Source organism: Tardiphaga alba, from assembly GCF_018279705.1.
Taxonomy (GTDB): domain Bacteria; phylum Pseudomonadota; class Alphaproteobacteria; order Rhizobiales; family Xanthobacteraceae; genus Tardiphaga; species Tardiphaga alba.
Window position 1 is genome coordinate 3,329,315 of sequence record NZ_CP036498.1, and the last position, 19,413, is coordinate 3,348,727.

The 19,413-nt window shown below is 63.0% G+C and carries 16 protein-coding genes and 2 pseudogenes; 9 read left to right on the plus strand and 9 right to left on the minus strand.

Going from position 1 to position 19,413, the window contains the following annotated elements:
- Positions 1 to 1,923, minus strand: coding sequence for an autotransporter assembly complex protein TamA (locus RPMA_RS15685; protein WP_211908488.1), 1,923 nt, complete (start codon positions 1,921 to 1,923; stop codon positions 1 to 3).
- 664 nt (positions 1,924 to 2,587) lie between these two features.
- Between RPMA_RS15685 and RPMA_RS15690 the strand changes: the two genes are divergently transcribed.
- Together RPMA_RS15690 and RPMA_RS15695 are read left to right on the plus strand one after the other, a co-directional pair.
- Positions 2,588 to 3,040 (plus strand): (2Fe-2S)-binding protein, encoded by a 453-nt coding sequence (locus RPMA_RS15690; RefSeq protein WP_211908496.1) that lies wholly within the window; start codon positions 2,588 to 2,590, stop codon positions 3,038 to 3,040.
- A 1-nt stretch (position 3,041) separates the two neighbouring features.
- Positions 3,042 to 5,359, plus strand: a pseudogene (locus tag RPMA_RS15695) (molybdopterin cofactor-binding domain-containing protein).
- A gap of 54 nt (positions 5,360 to 5,413) precedes the next feature.
- Here RPMA_RS15695 and mog read toward each other — a convergent pair.
- Positions 5,414 to 5,932: a molybdopterin adenylyltransferase gene (gene mog, locus RPMA_RS15700; RefSeq protein WP_211908498.1), complete on the minus strand. Its 519-nt coding sequence runs from the start codon at positions 5,930 to 5,932 to the stop codon at positions 5,414 to 5,416.
- A 324-nt stretch (positions 5,933 to 6,256) separates the two neighbouring features.
- On the opposite strand from mog, the gene RPMA_RS15705 reads away from it, so the two are divergent.
- The 3 genes from RPMA_RS15705 to torA are packed head-to-tail and all read left to right on the plus strand — an operon-like array spanning position 6,257 to position 11,092.
- Positions 6,257 to 7,897 (plus strand): c-type cytochrome, encoded by a 1,641-nt coding sequence (locus RPMA_RS15705; protein ID WP_211908500.1) that lies wholly within the window; start codon positions 6,257 to 6,259, stop codon positions 7,895 to 7,897.
- Positions 7,897 to 8,595 (plus strand): molecular chaperone TorD family protein, encoded by a 699-nt coding sequence (locus RPMA_RS15710; RefSeq protein ID WP_211908502.1) that lies wholly within the window; start codon positions 7,897 to 7,899, stop codon positions 8,593 to 8,595. The genes RPMA_RS15705 and RPMA_RS15710 overlap by 1 nt, the downstream gene beginning before the upstream one ends.
- Complete coding sequence (torA, locus tag RPMA_RS15715; protein ID WP_211908504.1) at positions 8,582 to 11,092, plus strand: trimethylamine-N-oxide reductase TorA; 2,511 nt, start codon at positions 8,582 to 8,584, stop codon at positions 11,090 to 11,092. Before RPMA_RS15710 ends, torA begins: the two co-directional genes overlap by 14 nt.
- Before the next feature lie 94 nt (positions 11,093 to 11,186).
- Here the strand turns inward: torA and tgt are convergent, their stop codons facing one another.
- The 6 genes from tgt to coaD form a co-directional block, all read right to left on the minus strand.
- Positions 11,187 to 12,320: a tRNA guanosine(34) transglycosylase Tgt gene (tgt, locus tag RPMA_RS15720; RefSeq protein WP_211908506.1), complete on the minus strand. Its 1,134-nt coding sequence runs from the start codon at positions 12,318 to 12,320 to the stop codon at positions 11,187 to 11,189.
- On the minus strand, positions 12,317 to 13,399 hold the full coding sequence (gene queA / locus RPMA_RS15725; protein WP_211908508.1) for a tRNA preQ1(34) S-adenosylmethionine ribosyltransferase-isomerase QueA: 1,083 nt from the start codon (positions 13,397 to 13,399) through the stop codon (positions 12,317 to 12,319). The genes tgt and queA overlap by 4 nt, the downstream gene beginning before the upstream one ends.
- Positions 13,400 to 13,500: 101 nt before the next feature.
- Entirely contained in the window at positions 13,501 to 13,968 is a 468-nt protein-coding gene (locus tag RPMA_RS15730) for a peptidylprolyl isomerase (protein WP_211908510.1), read from the minus strand.
- Positions 13,944 to 14,294 (minus strand): hypothetical protein, encoded by a 351-nt coding sequence (locus RPMA_RS15735; protein WP_249225215.1) that lies wholly within the window; start codon positions 14,292 to 14,294, stop codon positions 13,944 to 13,946. Before RPMA_RS15735 ends, RPMA_RS15730 begins: the two co-directional genes overlap by 25 nt.
- Positions 14,295 to 14,391: 97 nt before the next feature.
- Positions 14,392 to 14,982: a peptidylprolyl isomerase gene (locus tag RPMA_RS15740; protein ID WP_211908514.1), complete on the minus strand. Its 591-nt coding sequence runs from the start codon at positions 14,980 to 14,982 to the stop codon at positions 14,392 to 14,394.
- Between the two features lie 39 nt (positions 14,983 to 15,021).
- The gene (gene coaD / locus RPMA_RS15745) at positions 15,022 to 15,519 is read right to left on the minus strand and encodes a pantetheine-phosphate adenylyltransferase (RefSeq protein ID WP_211908516.1); all 498 of its coding nucleotides are present in this window, start codon (positions 15,517 to 15,519) and stop codon (positions 15,022 to 15,024) included.
- A 321-nt stretch (positions 15,520 to 15,840) separates the two neighbouring features.
- Here coaD and RPMA_RS15750 point away from each other — a divergent pair, with 321 nt between their 5' ends.
- Complete coding sequence (locus RPMA_RS15750) at positions 15,841 to 16,098, plus strand: hypothetical protein (RefSeq protein WP_211913683.1); 258 nt, start codon at positions 15,841 to 15,843, stop codon at positions 16,096 to 16,098.
- 126 nt (positions 16,099 to 16,224) lie between these two features.
- Positions 16,225 to 16,458 carry a DUF2798 domain-containing protein gene (locus RPMA_RS15755; protein ID WP_211908518.1) on the plus strand — a complete coding sequence of 78 codons (234 nt, stop codon included), beginning with the start codon at positions 16,225 to 16,227 and terminating at the stop codon, positions 16,456 to 16,458.
- Positions 16,459 to 16,470: 12 nt separating this feature from the next.
- Here RPMA_RS15755 and RPMA_RS15760 read toward each other — a convergent pair whose 3' ends face one another.
- Positions 16,471 to 17,367: a LysR family transcriptional regulator gene (locus tag RPMA_RS15760; RefSeq protein ID WP_211908520.1), complete on the minus strand. Its 897-nt coding sequence runs from the start codon at positions 17,365 to 17,367 to the stop codon at positions 16,471 to 16,473.
- 143 nt (positions 17,368 to 17,510) lie between these two features.
- Between RPMA_RS15760 and RPMA_RS15765 the strand changes: the two genes are divergently transcribed.
- Positions 17,511 to 18,158, plus strand: a complete 648-nt coding sequence (locus RPMA_RS15765; protein WP_211908522.1) for a hydrolase — start codon at positions 17,511 to 17,513, stop codon at positions 18,156 to 18,158.
- A 135-nt stretch (positions 18,159 to 18,293) separates the two neighbouring features.
- Positions 18,294 to 19,327: pseudogene (locus tag RPMA_RS15770) on the plus strand (LLM class flavin-dependent oxidoreductase).
- The last annotated feature ends 86 nt before the right edge of the window (positions 19,328 to 19,413 follow it).

A 19,413-nucleotide genomic window follows, 5' to 3' on the forward strand; every position in this document is an offset into this window, starting at 1 on the left:
TCAGAACGCCTGGCCGATGCCGACGTAAAACGCATAGGCGGATTCGCCCGGTCGCTTGTTGATCGGCAAAGCGACATCGAGGCGGATCGGCCCGATGGCGGTGTAATAACGCAGGCCGACACCCGCCGCGACGCGCATCTCCTCGCCAAAGTTCGAATAGCCCGAATTGAACGCGCCGCCGACATCGACGAAAGGCACGATGCCGATCGTATCGGTCACCTTGATGCGCGCCTCGAACGAGGCTTCCAGCAGATTGCTGCCGCCGACCACTTCACCGGTCGGGCCGAGCGGACTGATGCTGCGATAGCGGAAACCGCGCACCGAGCCGCCGCCGCCCGCATAGAAGCGGTGATTAGCGGGGATCAGCGCGGTGTCGGCGCCGAACAGCGAACCGGCCGCCACACGGCCGGCCAACACGTATCGCGCGGACTCGTCGAGCGCGCGATAGACCGAGGCCTGCGCGCGCGTTTCGGTAAAACTGACCGACGAGCCCAGCCAGTCCGGATAGGTCGCGGCAAAGCCTTGCAGACGGATGCCCTTGGTCGGGTCGAGCGCATGATCCGTGGTGTCGTAGGAGACCTGCACGGGAATGCCGACCAGGTGATAATCGACTGTGCCAAGCGTATCGGTGGTGCGGCCGACGTCACCTGCAATGCCGATCTGTGCAGAGAACGTATCGCTGAAGCGATGGCGGATCGATGCGCTCGCAGTCGCGCGCTCGCTCTCATAGCCGCCATAGCGGTCGCCACCTGTGCGGTCCCGCTCGACCATGCCATCCAGCAGCAGATCGTTGCGCGAGCCGTTCAGCGCCGGTTTGATGAACGTGGTGCGCAGACGTCCACCGAGGTCGGAGAAGCCGAAATCGCGCAGCGTATCCAGTGCGCTTTGATTGGTGCGCGGCGGCACGAAGATGTCGGCCTCGACTCGCAGGCTCTCGGCGCCGCCGAACAGGTTGCGGTGCTGCCAGTAGCTGCGGAGGCTCGGCCCATCCAGCGTCGAGAACCGGGCGGATGCACCCAGCACATTGTTGGGACGTTCGGTCACCTCGGCCGTGAACGGCAACTGCCCGGCGCTGTTGAGGTCGCGCGCCTCGCGCACGCGGACCGTCTGGATCGCCGGCACCTGCAGAACCGATTTGCGAATACGCGCGATCTGGTCTGGCGAATAGGGATCGCCCGGTGCCGGATAGATATACGACTGCACCACGCGTGGATCGACATTCGTCGTGCCGCTGACCGTGACCTCGCCGAAGCCGGCGCGCGGACCGCGATCGATCACGAAGGTGATGTCCATGGTGCGGTTGCGATGATCGACCAGCGGCTCGGCATCGCGCGCCCGCACCAGCGGATAGGACTGCGCGCGGAAATAATCGACGATGGCTCCCTGCGCCGCCTGCAAGTCCCCTGCACTTGCCCCCATCCCAGGCGCGATCTTCATCACATGGGGCGGCAGTGTCTGCGCATCGAACGGCCGCATGGTGGCGGCATCGACCACCGAGATGTTGCGCAGTTTGAACAGGGAGCCCGGCGCTACCCGCACCTTGATGGGAACGAGGCCGCTATTGCGGAATTCTTCTGCCTTTTGCGCGGCCGTTGCGCCGTCTTCACGCAGCGGCACTGATGCAATCTCGATCGTCACCGATGCATCGTAATAACCGGAGCCCCACAGTGCCCGCAGCATCGGCTCGGCATCGAGCTGCGCACGCCGCACCAGCATCTCGCCATCGGCAGGCGGATCGGTGCGCAGCTTGTGCAGATTGGAGACGTCCTTCAATGCCTGCACGGCAGTCTTATCGACACCATCGGCATCGAATTCGACCTTGTATGGCAACGTGTTCGGCGAAACTTTCGGCGTATCGTCGCCGGTGACCCATGCAATCGGGTCGAACGCCAGCGCGTCGGCTGGATGAACGGCAACAACCAAAGCAGCAGCAGAGAAACAAACCAATAGATCGGAAGAAAATTTCCGCAGTCGCATCACATTCCAAAGACGATTGCGCGCTCAACCCCGAGACATCTAAAGAGCGCTTTCGGACATAGTTCGGCCAAATACGGCGAAGGTGTGAGCCAAACAAGAACGCGATTTCGCCAAAATCTCGCTGGGGTCGCGTGGCGCATCGATGCAACGTAGGCGCATCGTCGAGATCGCGGATCGTCCTTTATTTATAGGGTTCCCGCGTCTCAAACTACGTATTGTCATATTGCCGCATGCGGAGATTTATTTGCGCAGATGCTGGAACATTGCGGGTTCCCGCATCGTGCCGACGCAGCGCGCGTTTATCTCGCTTGCAAGATGCAACCGGCGACGAGCGATCAGGGGCCGATTCCCTGAGACTTCACCGGCCGAATGCGCACCACTGGTTACTTCGCATCCGCAACACACGTGCCTGTGAAGTCCGCTCGTCCGCTGCTCTGCTAGCATTTCGTCACTCACCATGGAGGGCATCACCCCCACCACATCCGATCATCCAGATGACATCTGCTCATCCGGCCTTGCGGGCGCGCAAGAGCTGCCGGGGAGCCGAGACCGGGACGCATGCGATGCGCTCCCGTCCACCATCGAAGCTTACAAAGAGCGAGGAACGATCATGGTCACACTCAATATCAACGGAAAATCGCAGACATGGGACGGAGATCCCGATCTCCCTTTGCTCTGGTATCTGCGCGACGAGCTCGGGCTCACAGGCACCAAATATGGCTGCGGCCAGGCTCTGTGCGGCGCCTGCACCGTGATGATGGACAAACAGGCGATCCGCGCCTGTATCACATCCGTCTCCGATGCCGCCGGCCAGCCGATCACCACCATCGAGGGCCTGCATCCAACCGGTGATCACGTGGTGCAGAAAGCTTGGCGTCAGGAGAACGTGCCGCAATGCGGTTTCTGCCAGGCCGGCCAGATCATGCAGGCCGCAGCCCTGCTCGCCGAAAATCCAAAACCGTCAGGCGACCAGATCCGCGAGGCGATGTCCGGCAACATCTGCCGCTGCGGCTGCTACCAGCGCATCCAGAACGCCGTTCATCTCGCATCCACGGGGGCCTGACATGAACATCGCTTTCGACCCAGCCAGCACGCGCAGCTCAGCGCCACACGCCAGCAAGGTAGAAAACCTCTCCCGTCGCAGCATCCTGAAAGGTCTCGGGATCGCCGGAAGTTTTGTTCTTGCCTCGCCCCTCCTTTCGCGCCCGTCCTTTGCCTATGAGACCGGCGCCAGCAAGATGCCGCACGGCGTCGTCGTCGATCCAAAAATCTTTGTGGCCATCGCGCCCGACGGCAAGGTGACGATCCTCGCGCATCGCGCCGAGATGGGCACCGGTATCCGCACCAGCCTGCCCCTCGTCGTGGCCGAAGAGATGGAGGCCGACTGGACCCGTGTGACCGTCCAGCAGGCCCATGGCGATGAAGCGCGCTTCGGCAATCAGGACACCGACGGTTCGCGCAGCACGCGTCACTATCTGATCCCGATGCGCCAGATCGGCGCCTGTGCCCGCTTCATGCTCGAAAACGCCGCCGCCAAGAAATGGGGCGTCGCGCGCGCCGAGGTGAAAGCCGTCAATCACACCGTGACCCATCCCGCGACTGGCCGCAGCCTCGGCTTCGGCGATCTCGCGGATGCCGCAGCGAAGGAGCCGGTGCCTGCCCTCACCGAGATCACGCTGAAAGATCCCAAGGACTTCAAATATCTCGGCAAGGGCACCGTCAGCATCGTCGATCTTCACGACATCACCACGGGTGCCGCGCATTACGGTGCGGACATCCGCCTCCCCGGCATGAAATACGCCGTCATCGCCCGCCCGCCGGTAACTGGCGGCACGCTTGCATCATTCGATGCGACAGATGCGATGAAGGTCCCGGGCGTCGAGAAAGTCATGGAGGTCAAAGGGTGGCCGTGGCCTTCGAAATTCCAGCCGCTCGGCGGCGTGGCGGTGATCGCGCGCAACACCGGCGCGGCGATCAAGGGCCGCGATGCGCTCAAGATCAAATGGAATGACGGCGCCAATGCCAGCTACGATTCCGCAGCATTCCGCACGACCCTCGAGGCGGCGACACGCCAACCTGGCCTTGTCGTCCGCAAGGAAGGTGATGCGGATGCGGCATTGAAAGGCGCGGACAAGGTGCTGGTCGGCGAATATTACGCGCCGCATCTCGCTCATGCGAGCATGGAGCCGCCGGTCGCCGTCGCGCATGTCCAGGGGACAAGGTGGAGATCTGGGCACCCGTGCAAAGCCCTGGCGGCACTCGCGGCGATGTCGCCAAGACCCTCGGAATCCCTGAGGAGAACGTCACCGTCAACGTGACGCTGCTCGGCGGTGGTTTCGGACGAAAATCGAAATGCGATTTCGCGCAGGAAGCTGTGCTGCTGTCGAAGGAACTTGGCGCCCCCGTCAAAGTGCAATGGACGCGTGAGGACGATGTCCAGCACGACTTCTATCACACCGTCTCGATGGAGCGGATCGAGGCCGGCCTCGACAAGAGCGGCAAGGTTATCGCCTGGCGTCATCGTAGCGCCGCGCCCAGCATCGCATCGACCTTCGCCGCTGGTGCCGTGCATGAGCTTGGCCTCGAACTCGGCATGGGCCTGATCGACGTGCCGTTCGAGATCGCCAATCTGCAATGCGAGAATCCGGAAGCAAAGGCACAGACGCGGATCGGATGGTTCCGCTCGGTGTCCAATATACCGCGCGCCTTTGCCGTGCAGTCCATGGTCGGCGAAATCGCCTATGCCACCGGTCGCGATCAGAAGGATGTGTTGCTCGACCTGATCGGCAAGCCGCGCATCGTCGACCTGTCCTCGGTCAAGGAGCCGTGGAATTACGGCGAGCCCTATAGCAGCTATCCCATCGACACCGGCCGTCTCCGCCGCGTCGTCGAGCATGTGGCGGAGAAAGGCAAATGGGGGCGGTCAGTGCCGAAAGGCCATGGCCTCGGCATCGCCGTGCACCGCAGCTTTGTCGCCTATGTCGCGACCATCGTCGAGGTCGCCATCGACGACAAGGGCAAGCTAAGCGTCCCTCAGGTCGATACGGCCATCGATTGCGGCACCTTTATCAATCCCGAGCGCATCCGCTCGCAGATCGAGGGCGCTGCGATCATGGGGCTCAGCCTCGCCAAATATGGTGAGATCAGCTTCAAGGATGGCCGCGTGCAGCAGAAGAACTTTGACGACTATCAGGTCGTCCGGATCGATGATGCACCGGCCATCACCAATGTGCACATCGTGCCCGCCGATCCCGATGCGCCGCCCAGCGGTGTCGGCGAACCCGGCGTGCCGCCATTCGCACCGGCACTGATGAATGCGATCTTTGCGGCCACTGGGAAACGCATCCGCAGCCTGCCGATCGGCAAGCAGCTGGAGGCGTAACCGACGCAAACATCACGCAGGATGGAGCCCACATTCCATCCTGCGTGACGCGCGCTACGCCGGTCTGAAACTGGCAAGCACAGCGGGATCGGTCTCGATCCGGCCGGCTCCGATGAGATCAAGGCAGTAAGGCACGGCGGGAAACACCGCTCGCAAGCATATGTCGATAGCCGCTGGTCGCCCCGGCAGATTGATGATCAAGGTCTGCCCACGAATACCCGCGGTTTGACGTGAGAGAATCGCAGTCGGCGTCTGTTCCAGACTGACGCGACGCATCAGCTCACCGAAACCGGCCAGCTCTTTCTCCATCACCGACTGCATCGCTTCTGGCGTTTCGTCACGCGGTGCCGGGCCCGTCCCGCCGGTGGTGAGGATTAGATCCACGGGATCGCGATCGCAATATTCCATCAGCGCGTCTGCAACCAGAGCACGTCCATCGGCGACCACACGGCGGACGAGTTCGAAGTCCGATGTCACAAAGCCGCGCAGGCACGCTTCGATCGCCGGTCCGCTGATATCTTCATAGTCTCCGCGGGCAGCCCTGTCCGATATCGTGATGATGGCAATGCGCATTCTTCGTCTCCAACGCGATCAGCCGGTGCGAAATCCTTGGCGACGCCACGTATCTCACCTGACGCAACGCACGCGAAAGTTGTAGATCTACTTAAATTCCTACCAAAGCGCTCGCCCTTTCGACATTGATGTGCCGCAATGCGATACAAGCACCATTACCACACCATAGCACCACCGTCGCGCAAGCCACTGACCTGATTCGTAAAATCGCGTCCCAGTTCGCATGCACGATCGGTTGGAGTGCAACGCCGCATTTCCTGATCAACGGCCCAGCACCGCCAAAACACAACCTTGCCGCGAATATGTCGCGAGAAAGGATCGACAGTGTCAGGACCTCGCAAGACCAGGAAAGCTCTGCTGACGAAGGGAATTGCCATAACGGCTCTCCTCGGCGTTGCAGGCTTTTTCACTCTCACATCTCCGTGGGCGTGGTCGCTCATCCATCCGTCGCGCGACGTCGCCGATAGCGGACCGGCCGATCTCAAGAACGGCCGCGACGTGTTCGTCGCGAGCGATTGCGCGACATGTCACGCCACACCGAACCAGCCGGACCATCTCAAGCTCGGCGGTGGCCGGGTTCTCGATACCGAGTTCGGCAAGTTTCGCATGCCGAACATCTCGTCCGATCCGAAGGACGGCATCGGCGGCTGGACCCTCGCACAATTCACGCGCGCGGTGCGCGAAGGCGTCGGTCCCGCAAAATTCCTGCCGGATGGGCAGAACCTCTATCCGTCCTTCCCCTACACGTCCTATCAGCGCCTGAGCGCCAATGACGTGCGCGACATGTTTGCCTTCATGAAGACCCTGCCGGCCGTCGCCGGGAAGGTACCCGACCACGAGCTGAAGTTTCCCTACAATATCCGCCGCGGCATCGGCGTCTGGCGTCTTGCCTTCCTCGACGGCAAGCCGCTCGACGACAACGCGGCACAGGCCGGCAAGACGGGAGCCCCGCTTTCGCAGGCCGACCTCGTCGCGCGCGGCCGCTATCTGGTGGAAGGCGCGGGCCACTGTGCCGAGTGTCACTCGCCGCGCAACTTCATGGGCGTGATTGCCGATGCCAAGCGCTATGGCGGCGGACAGGCGCCCGATGGCAAATCATTCTTCCCCAATATCAGCCAGCATGACACCGGCATCAACTTCTGGGCCGAGGCATCTATCGTCTCGTACCTGAAGACCGGCATCAGCCCACTCGGCAAGACGGCGGGCGGCGACATGGCCGAGGTCATCGCCAACACCAAGCAGCTTCCGGACCGTGATCTCAAGGCCATTGCGGCCTATCTGAAGACGCTGCCAGGTGTCGATAATCCCGCACCGGGCCAGCCATCGCCGAACTACACGGCGAAGGTCGTCACGATCCCCGTACAGAAGAACGAGGTGCCGCTGCCGACATCGACTGCTGCCGACATCGCGAAATCTCCGGTGCTGTTCACCACGGCGACCAAGCCGCTTTATCTCGACCAGGCCGCGATGAGGGATGCCACCAAGAGCAGCGGCAAGCTGCTCGGCGCCGCCAAGCTCATGGTTGAAGAACGCCAGGGCGATCGGATCAAGGTCCGTCTCGACGGCTGGCAGCCGGAAGGCGTCACCTCGGTTGTCTATGCCGCGCGCGGCAAGCGCATCGTGGCCGCCGTCCTCGACGAGGATGCCATCGCCAAGGTCGAGCGGGGTGCGTTCGAAACCGACAAGGACTCTGGCGCCCGCTGGGCCCAGGTGAAGGCAAGCATCTGGATCGACAGCGCCGGCCTCAACGTGAAGCAGGAAAATCTGTGGCAGTTCTCATCGAACCTGCTGTCGAGCAGTTGTTCAACTTGCCACTCGCTGAATACGCCGGAGCATTTTACGGCCAATCAGTGGATCGGCACACTCGGCGCAATGCGGCGCTACACGTCGCTCAGCAATGATGAGTACCGCCTGCTCCTCGCTTATGTACAGAACCACGCGAAGGACATGGGGGGACATCACTGATGCCGATGACCGCCCAAACCCGCGGCGCCGGCAGCCTTGCTGCCTGTCCCGCGAGGGCGGAGGTCGATGCCTCTGCCCTCCTCGCCGACTGGTTCGCCCACCGCCTGCTGGCACCGATGCAGGCCTGCGACGTCAAGCAATTGCAAACCGCCGAAGGCCGGCACTTTGTCCGCAGCCTTGGCGACGCGCTGGACTGCGAAGCCGCAGCCCATGCCTTGCTCGCCGCGGCCGGTGATGCGCCAGCGGTGGCCGAAGTCCGATTGTCCCGCGACTATCTGCTGCTGTTCGAGGGTATCAACGGGCCGAAGTCGATCTCGCTCTATGAGAGTAGTCATTGCGGCAACGGAGTTGGCTTGTTTGGCGCGCCGTTCGTCGAGATGCAGGAAATCCTGCGCGCGCTCGACATCCGCCTCGACGATCCCTGCCGCGAGCCGCCGGACCATCTCGCCATCGAACTCGCCGCATTGGCCAAGGCGCTACGCCTCGGCAAACGCGACATCGCCGATGGGCTCGTCACGCGGCTGTGCCGCTGGACACCCTCAATCGGCGGCGCGGTGACGACCAGTCCTCACTGCGGCTTCTATCGCCACCTCTTCGCGCTGCTCGATGCGTTCCTCGTTGCAACGGCGTCGCTGCTCCGGCCGACAGCCGACCGCGCTCCCCATGCCTATCAGGAGGCAGATCATGCCCGTCACTAATGTTCGCACATCCTCGCATCTCGATCGTCGCTCATTCCTCAAGAGCGCAGCTGCGCTGGCCGCGCTTGGCGTCGGCGGCACGCCCCTATTCACCAGAGGCGCGCTGGCCGCAGCACCGGAGACGCTGCCGCTTTCAGCATCGCATTGGGGCGTGTTCCGCGCCCGTGTGAAGAACGGCCGCTTCGAGGAAGTCATCCCGTGGGAAGGCGACAAGCATCCAAGCGTCATGCTCCAGGGCATGCGCGACTCCATCTACTCGCCGACCCGCATCAAGTATCCAATGGTACGCCGCGCCTGGCTCGAAAAAGGACCGGGTGCCGATCCCGAAGGACGCGGCACCGGCGATTTCGTCCGCGTCAGTTGGGACAAGGCGCTCGACCTCGTTGCGGCCGAGATGCAGCGGGTCCGAAAGGCCCATGGCAACACCGCCATCTATGGCGGTTCCTATGGCTGGAAGAGCGTCGGCAAGGTGCATAGCTGCCGCGTGCTGCTGTGGCGCATGCTGAAGCTCACCGGTGGCTTCGTCAGTTCGGTCGGCAACTATTCGAATGCCGCCGCCTCGGTGATCCTGCCCCATGTCATCGGCTCGGCCGGCGTCGTCGATCAGTGCACCACCTATGAGATGCTGGCCAAGCACTGCAAGGTGCTGGTGATGTGGGGATGCAACCCCATGAACACCTCCAACATCGCCTGGATGGTCCCCGATCACGGCTACATGAAGCATCTGGACGAGGTGAAGAAGGCCGGCGTCAAGCTGATCTGCATCGACCCCGTCCGCACCGAAACCTGCCAGCATTTCGGCGGCGAATGGGTCGCGGTGAAGCCGCAGACCGACGTGGCGATGATGCTCGGCATCGCCCATGTCCTTTATTCCGAGAAGCTGCATGACGAGGCGTTCCTGAAGAAGTACGCCACCGGCTTCGAGGACTTCCGCAAATATCTCGTCGGCGAAACTGACGGCGTCGCGAAGACAGCAGACTGGGCAGCGGCGATCTGCGGCGTGCCTGCGGACAAGCTGCGCGAGCTTGCCCATACCTTCGCCAAGAACCGCACCATGCTCTCCATGGGCTGGTCGACGCAGCGCCAGCATCACGGCGAGCAGCCGCCATGGATGATGGTGACGCTGGCGGCCATGCTCGGCCAGATCGGCCTGCCCGGCGGTGGCTTCGCCTTCTCCTATCACTACAATGCCGGCGTGCCCTCGCACAATTCGCCGAGCGTCCCCGGCATGACCGACGGCCGCGGCCGTTCGCTCGCCGACCTGCCTCCGGGCTGCACGCCGGGCAACACCACCTCCTACTGCATGGGTGATGCCGGCGTCTCGATCCCGGTCTCGCGCATCGTGGAAATGCTGCTCAATCCCGGCATGACCATCGATTTCAACGGCAGCAAGGTGAAGTATCCCGACATCAAGATGGCGTTCTGGGCCGGCGGCAATCCGTTCGCGCATCACCAGGACCGCAACGAGATGCTGCGGGCCTGGCGGAAGATCGAGACCTTCGTCGTGAACGACTTCCAGTGGACAGCGACGGCGCGCCACGCCGACATCGTGCTGCCCGTCACCACCTCCTATGAGCGCAACGACATCGAGCAGGTCGGCGATTTCGCCCTCAGCCATATCGTGCCGATGCGCAAGATCGTGGAGCCGCTGTTCGAGGCCCGTTCGGACTACGACATCTATGCAGGCATCTGCGAACGGCTCGGGCTCAAGGAGCAGTACACCGAAGGCCTGACCGAGATGGACTGGATCCGGAACTTCTACGAAAAGGCCCGCATGACGGCCCGCTCCAAGGGCCAGGAACTGCCGGTGTTCAACGCATTCTGGAACAGCAATGACGCGCTAGCCTTCCCACTCGAGAAGCCGCAACGGGATTATGTGTCGTATGCTGCATACCGCAACGATCCACTGCTCAGCGCGCTGGGCACGCCTTCGGGGAAGATCGAGATATTCTCCAAGGCGATCGCCAAGATGAAGTATGACGACTGCCCGGCCCATCCGACCTGGATGGAGCCGATCGAACGCCTCGACGGCCCGACGACGAAGTATCCGCTGCACATCGCGTCGAACCATCCGATCTACCGCCTGCATTCGCAGCTCTGCGGCACATCGTTACGGGAGAAGTATGCAGTCGCGGGTCGTGAGCCCTGCTGGATCAATCCGGTCGATGCCGACAAGCGCGGCCTGAAGGACGGCGATGTCGCCCGCGCCTTCAACGATCGTGGCCAAATCCTGGTCGGTATCAAGATCTCGAAGGACATTCGCCCCGGCGTGATCCGCATCGACGAAGGCGGCTGGTATGATCCGGAGAACCCGCGCGAGGCTGGCACGCTGTGTCGCTACGGCGACGTCAACAACCTGACGCCGAGCGTGGCGACCTCCAAGCTCGCACAGGGCACCTCAGGACAGACCGGCAGCTGCGAGCTGGAGAAATATCAGGGCACGCCGCCGAAGGTGGCCGTGTTCGACGAACCGGCGAAGCAGGCCAGCGCCGGCTGATGCGACACTGACAAACAACAAACCCCGCCGGGCGACCGGCGGGGTTTTGCGTTCATGGGTAACCGGTTTCGCAGGATGGGTTGAGCGAAGCACCTCAACGCGGCGCGATATCGCCTTTCGCCCAGCCTTCTTTCGTCGCGACGCGAAATTCCTCGAAGGTCCCGGCTTCGATCGCGGCGCGGATGCCCCGCATCAGGGTCTGGTAGTAGGCGATATTGATCTCCGACAGCAGCATCGCGCCCAGCGTCTCGTTGGCGCGCACGAGATGGTGCAGATAGGCGCGCGAATAGTTACGCGCCGCCGGCCACGGGCTTTCTTCATCCAGCGGACGCGGATCGTCCTGATGCCGGGCATTGCGGATATTGATCTGGCCGTGGCGCGTGAAGGCCATGCCGTGGCGACCGTTGCGGGTCGGCATCACGCAGTCGAACATATCGACGCCGCGCGCGACAGCTTCCAGAATATCCTCGGGCGTACCGACGCCCATCAGATAGCGCGGCCGATCCGTCGGCAGGATCGGCGCGACTTCCTCGATCATCGCCAGCATGACCTCTTGCGGCTCGCCAACCGCGAGACCACCGATGGCATAGCCGTGGAAACCGATATCGATCAGCCCGCGCGCGCTCGCATGCCGCAGCGCCGGCACGTCACCGCCCTGTGCGATGCCGAACAGCATATAGCCGTCCGGCGCGCTCTCGAAGGCGCGCTTGCTGCGCTCGGCCCAGCGCAACGACAATTGCATGGCGCGCTCGATCTCGACAGGCTCCGCCGGCAGCCGCACGCATTCGTCGAGTTGCATGGCGATGTCAGAATTCAGCAGCCGCTGAATCTCCACCGCGCGCTCCGGCGTCAGCTCATATTTCGCGCCGTCGATATGCGAGCGGAAGGTGACTCCCTGCTCCGTGACCTTCCGCAGCTGCGCCAGCGACATCACCTGAAAGCCGCCGCTGTCGGTCAGCATCGGCCCATTCCACGTCGTGAACTTCTGCAGGCCACCGAGTGCCGCAATGCGCTCGGCGCCCGGCCGCAGCATCAAATGATAGGTGTTGCCCAGCACGATATCCGCGCCGGCATCGCGCACCTCACGCCAGTGCAGCCCCTTCATGGCGCCGATGGTACCCACCGGCATGAAGGCCGGCGTCCGCACCACACCATGCGGCGTGGTCAGGCGACCGAGGCGCGCGGCGCCATTCGAGCCGAGCAGTTCAAAGTGATTGGCGACGGTCATTGCGGGCTTTCGTTACGGAACAGCAGGCTGGCATCGCCATAGGAGTAGAAGCGGTAGCCCGTGGAAATGGCATGCGCGTAAGCGGCTTTCATGGTGTCGAGCCCGGCAAAGGCCGAGACCAGCATGAACAGCGTCGAACGCGGCAGATGGAAGTTGGTGAGCAGGATATCGACGGCACGGAAACGATAGCCCGGCGTGATGAAGATCGCGGTGTCATCGGCAAACGGTTTGATGACGTCATCCTCACCGGTCGCGCTTTCGAGCAGGCGCATCGACGTCGTGCCGACAGCGACGATGCGGCCACCGGCAGCATGTGCGGCATTCAACGCATCGGCGGTCTCGCGCGAGATCGATCCCCACTCGGAATGCATCTTGTGTTCGGTCGTGTCGTCGACCTTTACGGGCAAAAACGTGCCCGCACCCACATGCAACGTCACGCGATGCAAGCCGACGCCGCGTTCCTTCAGCTTCGCTTCCAGCGCGGGCGTGAAATGCAAGCCGGCAGTAGGCGCGGCAACGGCGCCTTCATTGACGGCAAACATGGTCTGATAGTCCGCCGCGTCCTGCTCGTCGGCATCGCGCTTGGACGCGATGTAAGGCGGCAACGGCGGCGCACCGAGTTCGGCGATGGCCTGATCCAGTGCCGGGCCATGAAAGGTGAACGCAAACGTCACCTCGCCCGCCTCACCCTTGGCTTCCACCGTGGCGTCGAGATGCCCGAGCAGGCAGACGCGGCCTTCATTGCCGAAGCGCACGATATCGCCGGGCGCGAGCTTCTTCGCGGGCTTCACAAAAGCCTGCCAACGCGAGCCATCGACGCGCTTGATCAGTGTCGCCTCGATCTTCGGTTCGGTCTCGCGCGAGATGCGACGGCCCGTGAGCGATGCAGCAATCACCTTGGTGTCGTTGACGACGAGCTGATCGCCCGGCTTCAGCCAGTCCGGCAGATCGCCGACGGTGTGATCTTCCACCCCACATCCCGGCTGCACCACGAGAAGACGCGCAGCCTCACGCGGCGACGCGGGGCGAAGCGCGATATTGTCGGATGGAAGCTCGAAGTCGAACAGGTCGGTGCGCATGGTCTCAACGGCTATAAAACGTGGATGCCCGGGACATCCAGCGAAGCAACGCTTCGCGTATGGCCCGGGCATGACGTCGTCAGGAAAAACGAAGGCGTCGATTACTCAGCCTTGTCGGCAGCCATGTACGCCTTCACGATCTTGTCCGGGTTCTGCACGGGTTCGCCGCGCTTGATCTTGTCGACATTCTCCATGCCTTCGGTGACCTTGCCCCAGACGGTGTACTGCTTGTTCAGGAACGACGCATCGTCGAAGCAGATGAAGAACTGGCTGTCGCCGGAATCCGGGCTGGCGGCGCGGGCCATCGAGGTGGTGCCGCGCACATGCGGTTCGGCGTTGAATTCGGCCTTCAGCTTTTTGCCCGAGCCGCCGGTGCCGGTGCCCTGCGGGCAGCCGGTCTGCGCCATGAAGCCGTCGATGACGCGATGGAACACGATGCCATCGTAAAAGCCTTCGCGCACCAGTTCCTGGATGCGGGCGACGTGGCCGGGAGCCAGGTCCGGGCGCATCTCGATGGTGACGTTGCCCTGGGTGGTTTCGAGGATCAGAGTATTTTCGGTGACAGCCATGCTTTTCTCTCGACTGGTTTGGGTTGGTTTCGGCGGTCGTCGAACCGCACTCGGAACGGGCGTCCAGCGACAGCGTCGCCTAGTCCCCCGCTAAATGGCATCGGTGAGCACCGTTGCAAAGTCTCCATCACCGCCGTTCGGTAGGCGATGCTGTCGGTATCGGACGCACCCGGTGTCTCAAAGGTAATCCGCGGCCGGCCAAGAAGTTCGCCGTCGCGTTTGAAGCTGAACAGCACAGTGATCTGCATACCGAGATGGCCGCGCGGCAATTCCGGTCCGCGCCAGCATCCCTTCAGCTTTTCGAACATCCCATCCAGCGTACTCACCGTCCCCTCCTGCGCGAGAGCAGTATGCACACGAGCGGGCCCGATCAGCATCAATGCTGCGAGCAGGACGATATGTCCGCGCCGCAGCATCGCTGCCTTACTTGATGTCGGAGGCGACCTGGACTTTCACCATCTTGTCCGGATCGGTGACGGCGCCCGACGCCGAGCCCGGAGGTGCCTTCTTCAGCTTGTCCACCACATCCATGCCCTGCACGACATCGCCGACCACGGTGTATTTGCCGTTCAGCGACGAGCCGTCAGCGAACATGATGAAGAACTGCGAATTCGCCGAATCCGGATCGCCAGCGCGTGCCATGCCGACCACGCCACGCTTGTACGGCACCTGCGAAAACTCGGCCTTCAGGTTGGGATATTTCGAGCCGCCGGTGCCGTTGAAATTCTTGCCGTCGCCGGTCTGGGCCATGAAGCCATCCATCACGCGGTGGAACGGCACATTGTTGTAATAGCCCTCGCGCGCCAGCAGCTTGATGCGCTCGGCATGCTGCGGGGCGATATCCGGACGCAGCTTGAAGACGATGCGACCCTTGGTGCTGTCGATGACGATGGCATTGGCCTTGTCGAGGCCGGCCGGCAGCGCTGCTGCGGCTGGAGCCTGCGCAGCGGGCGCCTGCGCAAAAGCGGGAGCGGCCGATAGTAGCACGGCAGCGATGGCGAGGGTACGGATCATGGAAACTCCGGATGCAGCAATGCCCAAAGGGCGTTCAGTTCAGGTCGCGAATTTGGTCTTCAGGCTGTTGGCGACAGCCTCCGGCACGAAGGCCGAGACATCGCCGCCCATGGCAGCGATCTGCCGGACCAGTGTGGCGGTGATCGGGCGGACGCCGACCGATGCCGGCAGGAAGACGGTCTTCACATCCGGCGCCATGGTCTGGTTCATGCCGGCGATCTGCATCTCGTAATCGAGATCGGTACCGTCGCGCAGGCCGCGGATCATGATGGTTGCGCCGATCTTTTCGGCGGCCGTGATGGTGAGGTTGTCATAGGTCGTGCAGTCGAAGTCGCAGCCGGCGGCTTTCGCCGCTGGGCCGAACACGTCTTTCACCATCGCCAGCCGTTCTTCGGTCGTGAACAGCGGCTTCTTGCCAGGATGGACGCCGATGGCGACGACGAGCTTGTCGCAGAGGCCGACGGCGTTGCGGACCACATCGAGGTGGCCATTGGTCACGGGATCGAACGATCCGGGATAGAGCGCGATACGGGTCATGCCCCCGTCCTAGCCTGCCCAAGGTAGCCCCGCAAGCGCCGTTGGTTCCCTTCGGGACGCCCCGCCCCGGCCACAATATTTTTTGCGTTCGTTCGAACCGGAATGCCGGTCACCGCGTCTATTGGGCATCTGGGACGGCACTGAAAACACACGCTTTTCAGCGGATTGTGTCGTCGCGGACGGATGGATGAAACACAGGCCGGGCGGGATGAAACCAGTTTGCCCGGCCACGACAATCTCCCGAAACCGGCCCTGATTAATCAGGCAGGCACAGGGACCACAAACAACCGGGGCAAAATGCCCCAAATGACAGGGACCGTCATGATCAAGGCTCTTTCCGCAATCGCGATTGCCGCTTTCATTGCCGCCGCCGTCACCGTTCTCCCCGGCTTCGCACCGCGGGTCGAAGCGTCGGTTCCGGTGGCGCTCGCCAAGGCCGACCGCCTGGACGTCAAGCAAGTCGGTCGCGCCTGTTCCGAACAGGCCTGGCCGAACTTCGAAGCCTCGTGCCTGCGCAACGCCGCGACCAAGGTCATCAATATCCGCGAAGTGCGCGTGGTCAGCACCGATCGCCACTAGACGTTCCAGCGATCCGAACACATCAAAAAGCCCGCGGCATGTCCGCGGGCTTTTTGATTCGATGACGCCGCTGGCCGGAGATCTGGCAAGCTTGTTGCTTTGTCCTCAGCGATCAGAGGACTCCAGATGACGCTTATTCCCGTACGCTACAGCCACCTCACCTTCGGTGTGATCCAGTCTGGTCTGACCAGTGGCATATCGGCGGCCGTCGCCAGCGTGCCATTCTGGCAGCAGCGGTCATTTCTCGCGCATTGGCTGTCGGCCTGGTCGATCTCCTGGCTGATCATGCTGCCGATCGTGGTTTTTGCCGCCCCCTTCATCAAAGCGCTCGTTCACCGCATGACACACGACGTTGGCTGATCTTCAACGCCGCTAGCGACCAACACCCGCACGGCCTTGCGCCGCCTTGCCGAAGCAATCGATCAGCATCTCGGTGAGCACCCTCACCTTTCGCGCCGGATGCTGGCTGGGCGGGCGGATGACATAGACCCCGGCCGGCGGCGGCGGATAGCGCGTCATCACCGGAACAAGCGCACCGGAGGCGACATGTTCGCCGGTGATGGCATCGGGAAGCCATGCGACGCCGAGGCCTGCCAGGGCCGCTGCCATCAGCGCGGTCCCGTTGTCGGCCTTGAAACGACCCTGCGGGCGAACCGTCACGATCTTGTCGCCATCCGTGAACTGCCAGGCCTCCGTGCCCTGCATGAGCGCCTGATGGTCGGACAGGTCGTCCGGTTTCTCGGGAGATCCATGCGCCCTGATGTAGTCGGGACTCGCGACGAGCTTCCCAAGGAAAGGTCCGACGTGGCGCGCAATCAGGTTGGAGTCCTGCAGATAGCCGAAACGGATCGCGCAATCGAACCCCTCGGTGATGAGATCCACGAAGCGATCGCTGTAGACGGTGTGCATGTGGAGCTGCGGATGTTTCTGCGCCATCTCCGCGAGCACGGGCGCGAGATGTGTGGGGCCGAAAGTCAGCGGCGCAGCGATGCGTAACCGGCCGCGCAATTCGCCATCCGGCAGGATCAGTTCGCGCGCGGAGTCGATCTCGGCGCAGGCGCGAGCGGCATGATCGCGAAACAGGGTGCCGGCTTCGGTAAGCGCGGCACCGCGCGTGCTGCGTGCAAGCAGTTGAACGCCGAGTTCCGCTTCAAGCCGAGCAAGCTGCCGACTGACGATGGACTTGGAAACGCCGAGCCGGCGGGCGGCAGATGACACACCGCCCGCGTCGGCGACTTCCACGAATGTCCTGAGCTCTTCGATATCCAATCCGGCGTTCCCCATGTTGCGACACAGCTTGGCACCCGAGAGCCCTACCGCACAGGAAACCGGAATGACAGTTTCCGTCGCGCTGCCGGCGCATGTCTTCCGGCCAACCAAACTTACACACACCGGCAGCAGAGGATGAATACATGACCTTTCGTAACGGCCTTGCATCGCTTCTTCGCCCCGAAGACTCGGTCCTCGTTCTGATCGACCACCAGCCCTACCAGCTTGCCAACGTGAACAGCCACGAGCCGCAGATGGTGATCAACAATACGGCTGGGTTGGCCAAGGCCGCGAAGGCCTTCAATGTTCCCACCATCCTGACCTCGGTGATCGCCGAGCGCGGCGGCCTCCTGTTTCCGCAGATCACCGACGTATTCCCTGGTCAGGAGGTGATCGACCGCACCTTCATCAACACCTGGGAAGATCCGAAGGTTGTGGATGCGGTCAAGGCCACCGGCCGCAAGCAGCTGATCATCGCCGGACTGTGGACCGAGATCTGCGTCGCAATGCCTGCGATTCAAGCGCTTGGCGAAGGCTGGGATGTCACCGTCGTCACCGATGCATCGGGCGCCGTGTCTGTCGAGGCGCATAACGTCGCCATCCAGCGCATGATTTCAGCCGGCGCTAATGTGATGACCTGGCTCGTCGTCGCAGCCGAATGGCAGCGCGACTGGGCAAGGACCGACAGTGCCGCCAAGCTCACCGAAGTCATCGTGCAGCATGCAGGCGGCAGCGGCATTGCCTTCCTGTGGGAGCAGCAACTGCTCAACACGCCGGTGCCCAAGACCTGACCGAAGCGGAACCAACGATTGGGATGGCGCGTGCGGCAGAACAACGCACGCGCCATCCTGCGTCGTCATCCCGGTCTATTCTCATTTAACCCGACGGCATCAGCCACATCGATACGTCAATCCGGAGACATAGTGATGGAAATCGGCATCGACAGTTTTGCCGCCATTCTCCCAGATCCCGCGACCCGCCAACTACCCTCAGCGACTGACCGCATGGCCGACCTCCTCGACGAGGTCGAAGTCGCCGACCGTGCCGGGCTCGACGTGTTCGGCATCGGCGAGCATCACCGCGCCGAGTTTCTCGATTCCGCGCCCGCCATCATTCTCGCCGCCGCGGCAGCGCGCACCGAGCAGATCCGACTGACCAGCGCCGTGACCGTGCTGAGCGCCGCCGACCCTGTGCGGGTGTTTCAGGAATTCGCGACGCTTGACCTGATTTCAAAGGGCCGCGCCGAACTCGTCGTCGGCCGCGGCTCGTTCGGCGAGGCCTATCCGCTATTCGGCATGGATCCCCGCGACTATGACGAACTGTTCGCGGAGAAGCTTGATCTGTTCCTGAAGCTTGGCGCGAGCAAACATCCGATCTGGAAGGGCCGTTTCCGCGCAGCGCTTGAAGGCCAGGGTGTCTATCCCCGCCCCATCAGCCCAAACTGCCGGTCTGGATCGGCGTCGGCGGCACGCCGGAATCCTTCGTCCGCGCCGGCACTCTTGGCCTGCCGCTGATGGTCGCCATCATCGGCGGAACGTTCGAGCGGTTTCGCCCGCTCGTCGATCTCTATCGCGAAGCCGGTAGCAAAGCCGGGCACAGCCCGGACAAACTCAAGGTGGGCGTGCATGCGATGGGCTTTGTCGGCGAGACGGACGCCGCCGCCCGAGACGCCTTCTTCCCCGGCTGGGCGCATCTGACCGCGAAGATCGGTCGCGAACGCGGCTGGTCGCCGCCGTCGCGCCAGCAATTCGATGCCATGGCCGGGCCTGAAGGCGCTTTCCTCGTTGGCGCCCCCAACACCGTCGCAGCCAAGATGCGCCATGCCAATGACGCACTGGGCGGCGTGTCGCGCATCACCTTCCAGATGAGCACTGCCTCGCTCGAGACGGCCGCCATGAAGCGCTCGATCGAACTGCTCGGCACCGAAGTGGCGCCAGTCATACGTGCTGCCCAGGCGTAACCGCGGCCGGTTCCATCTCCGGCACCTTGCCCGCCGCGCAGCACGCAGGCATATGCAACCACGGTGCTGCGCGCGCCGGACCGGGC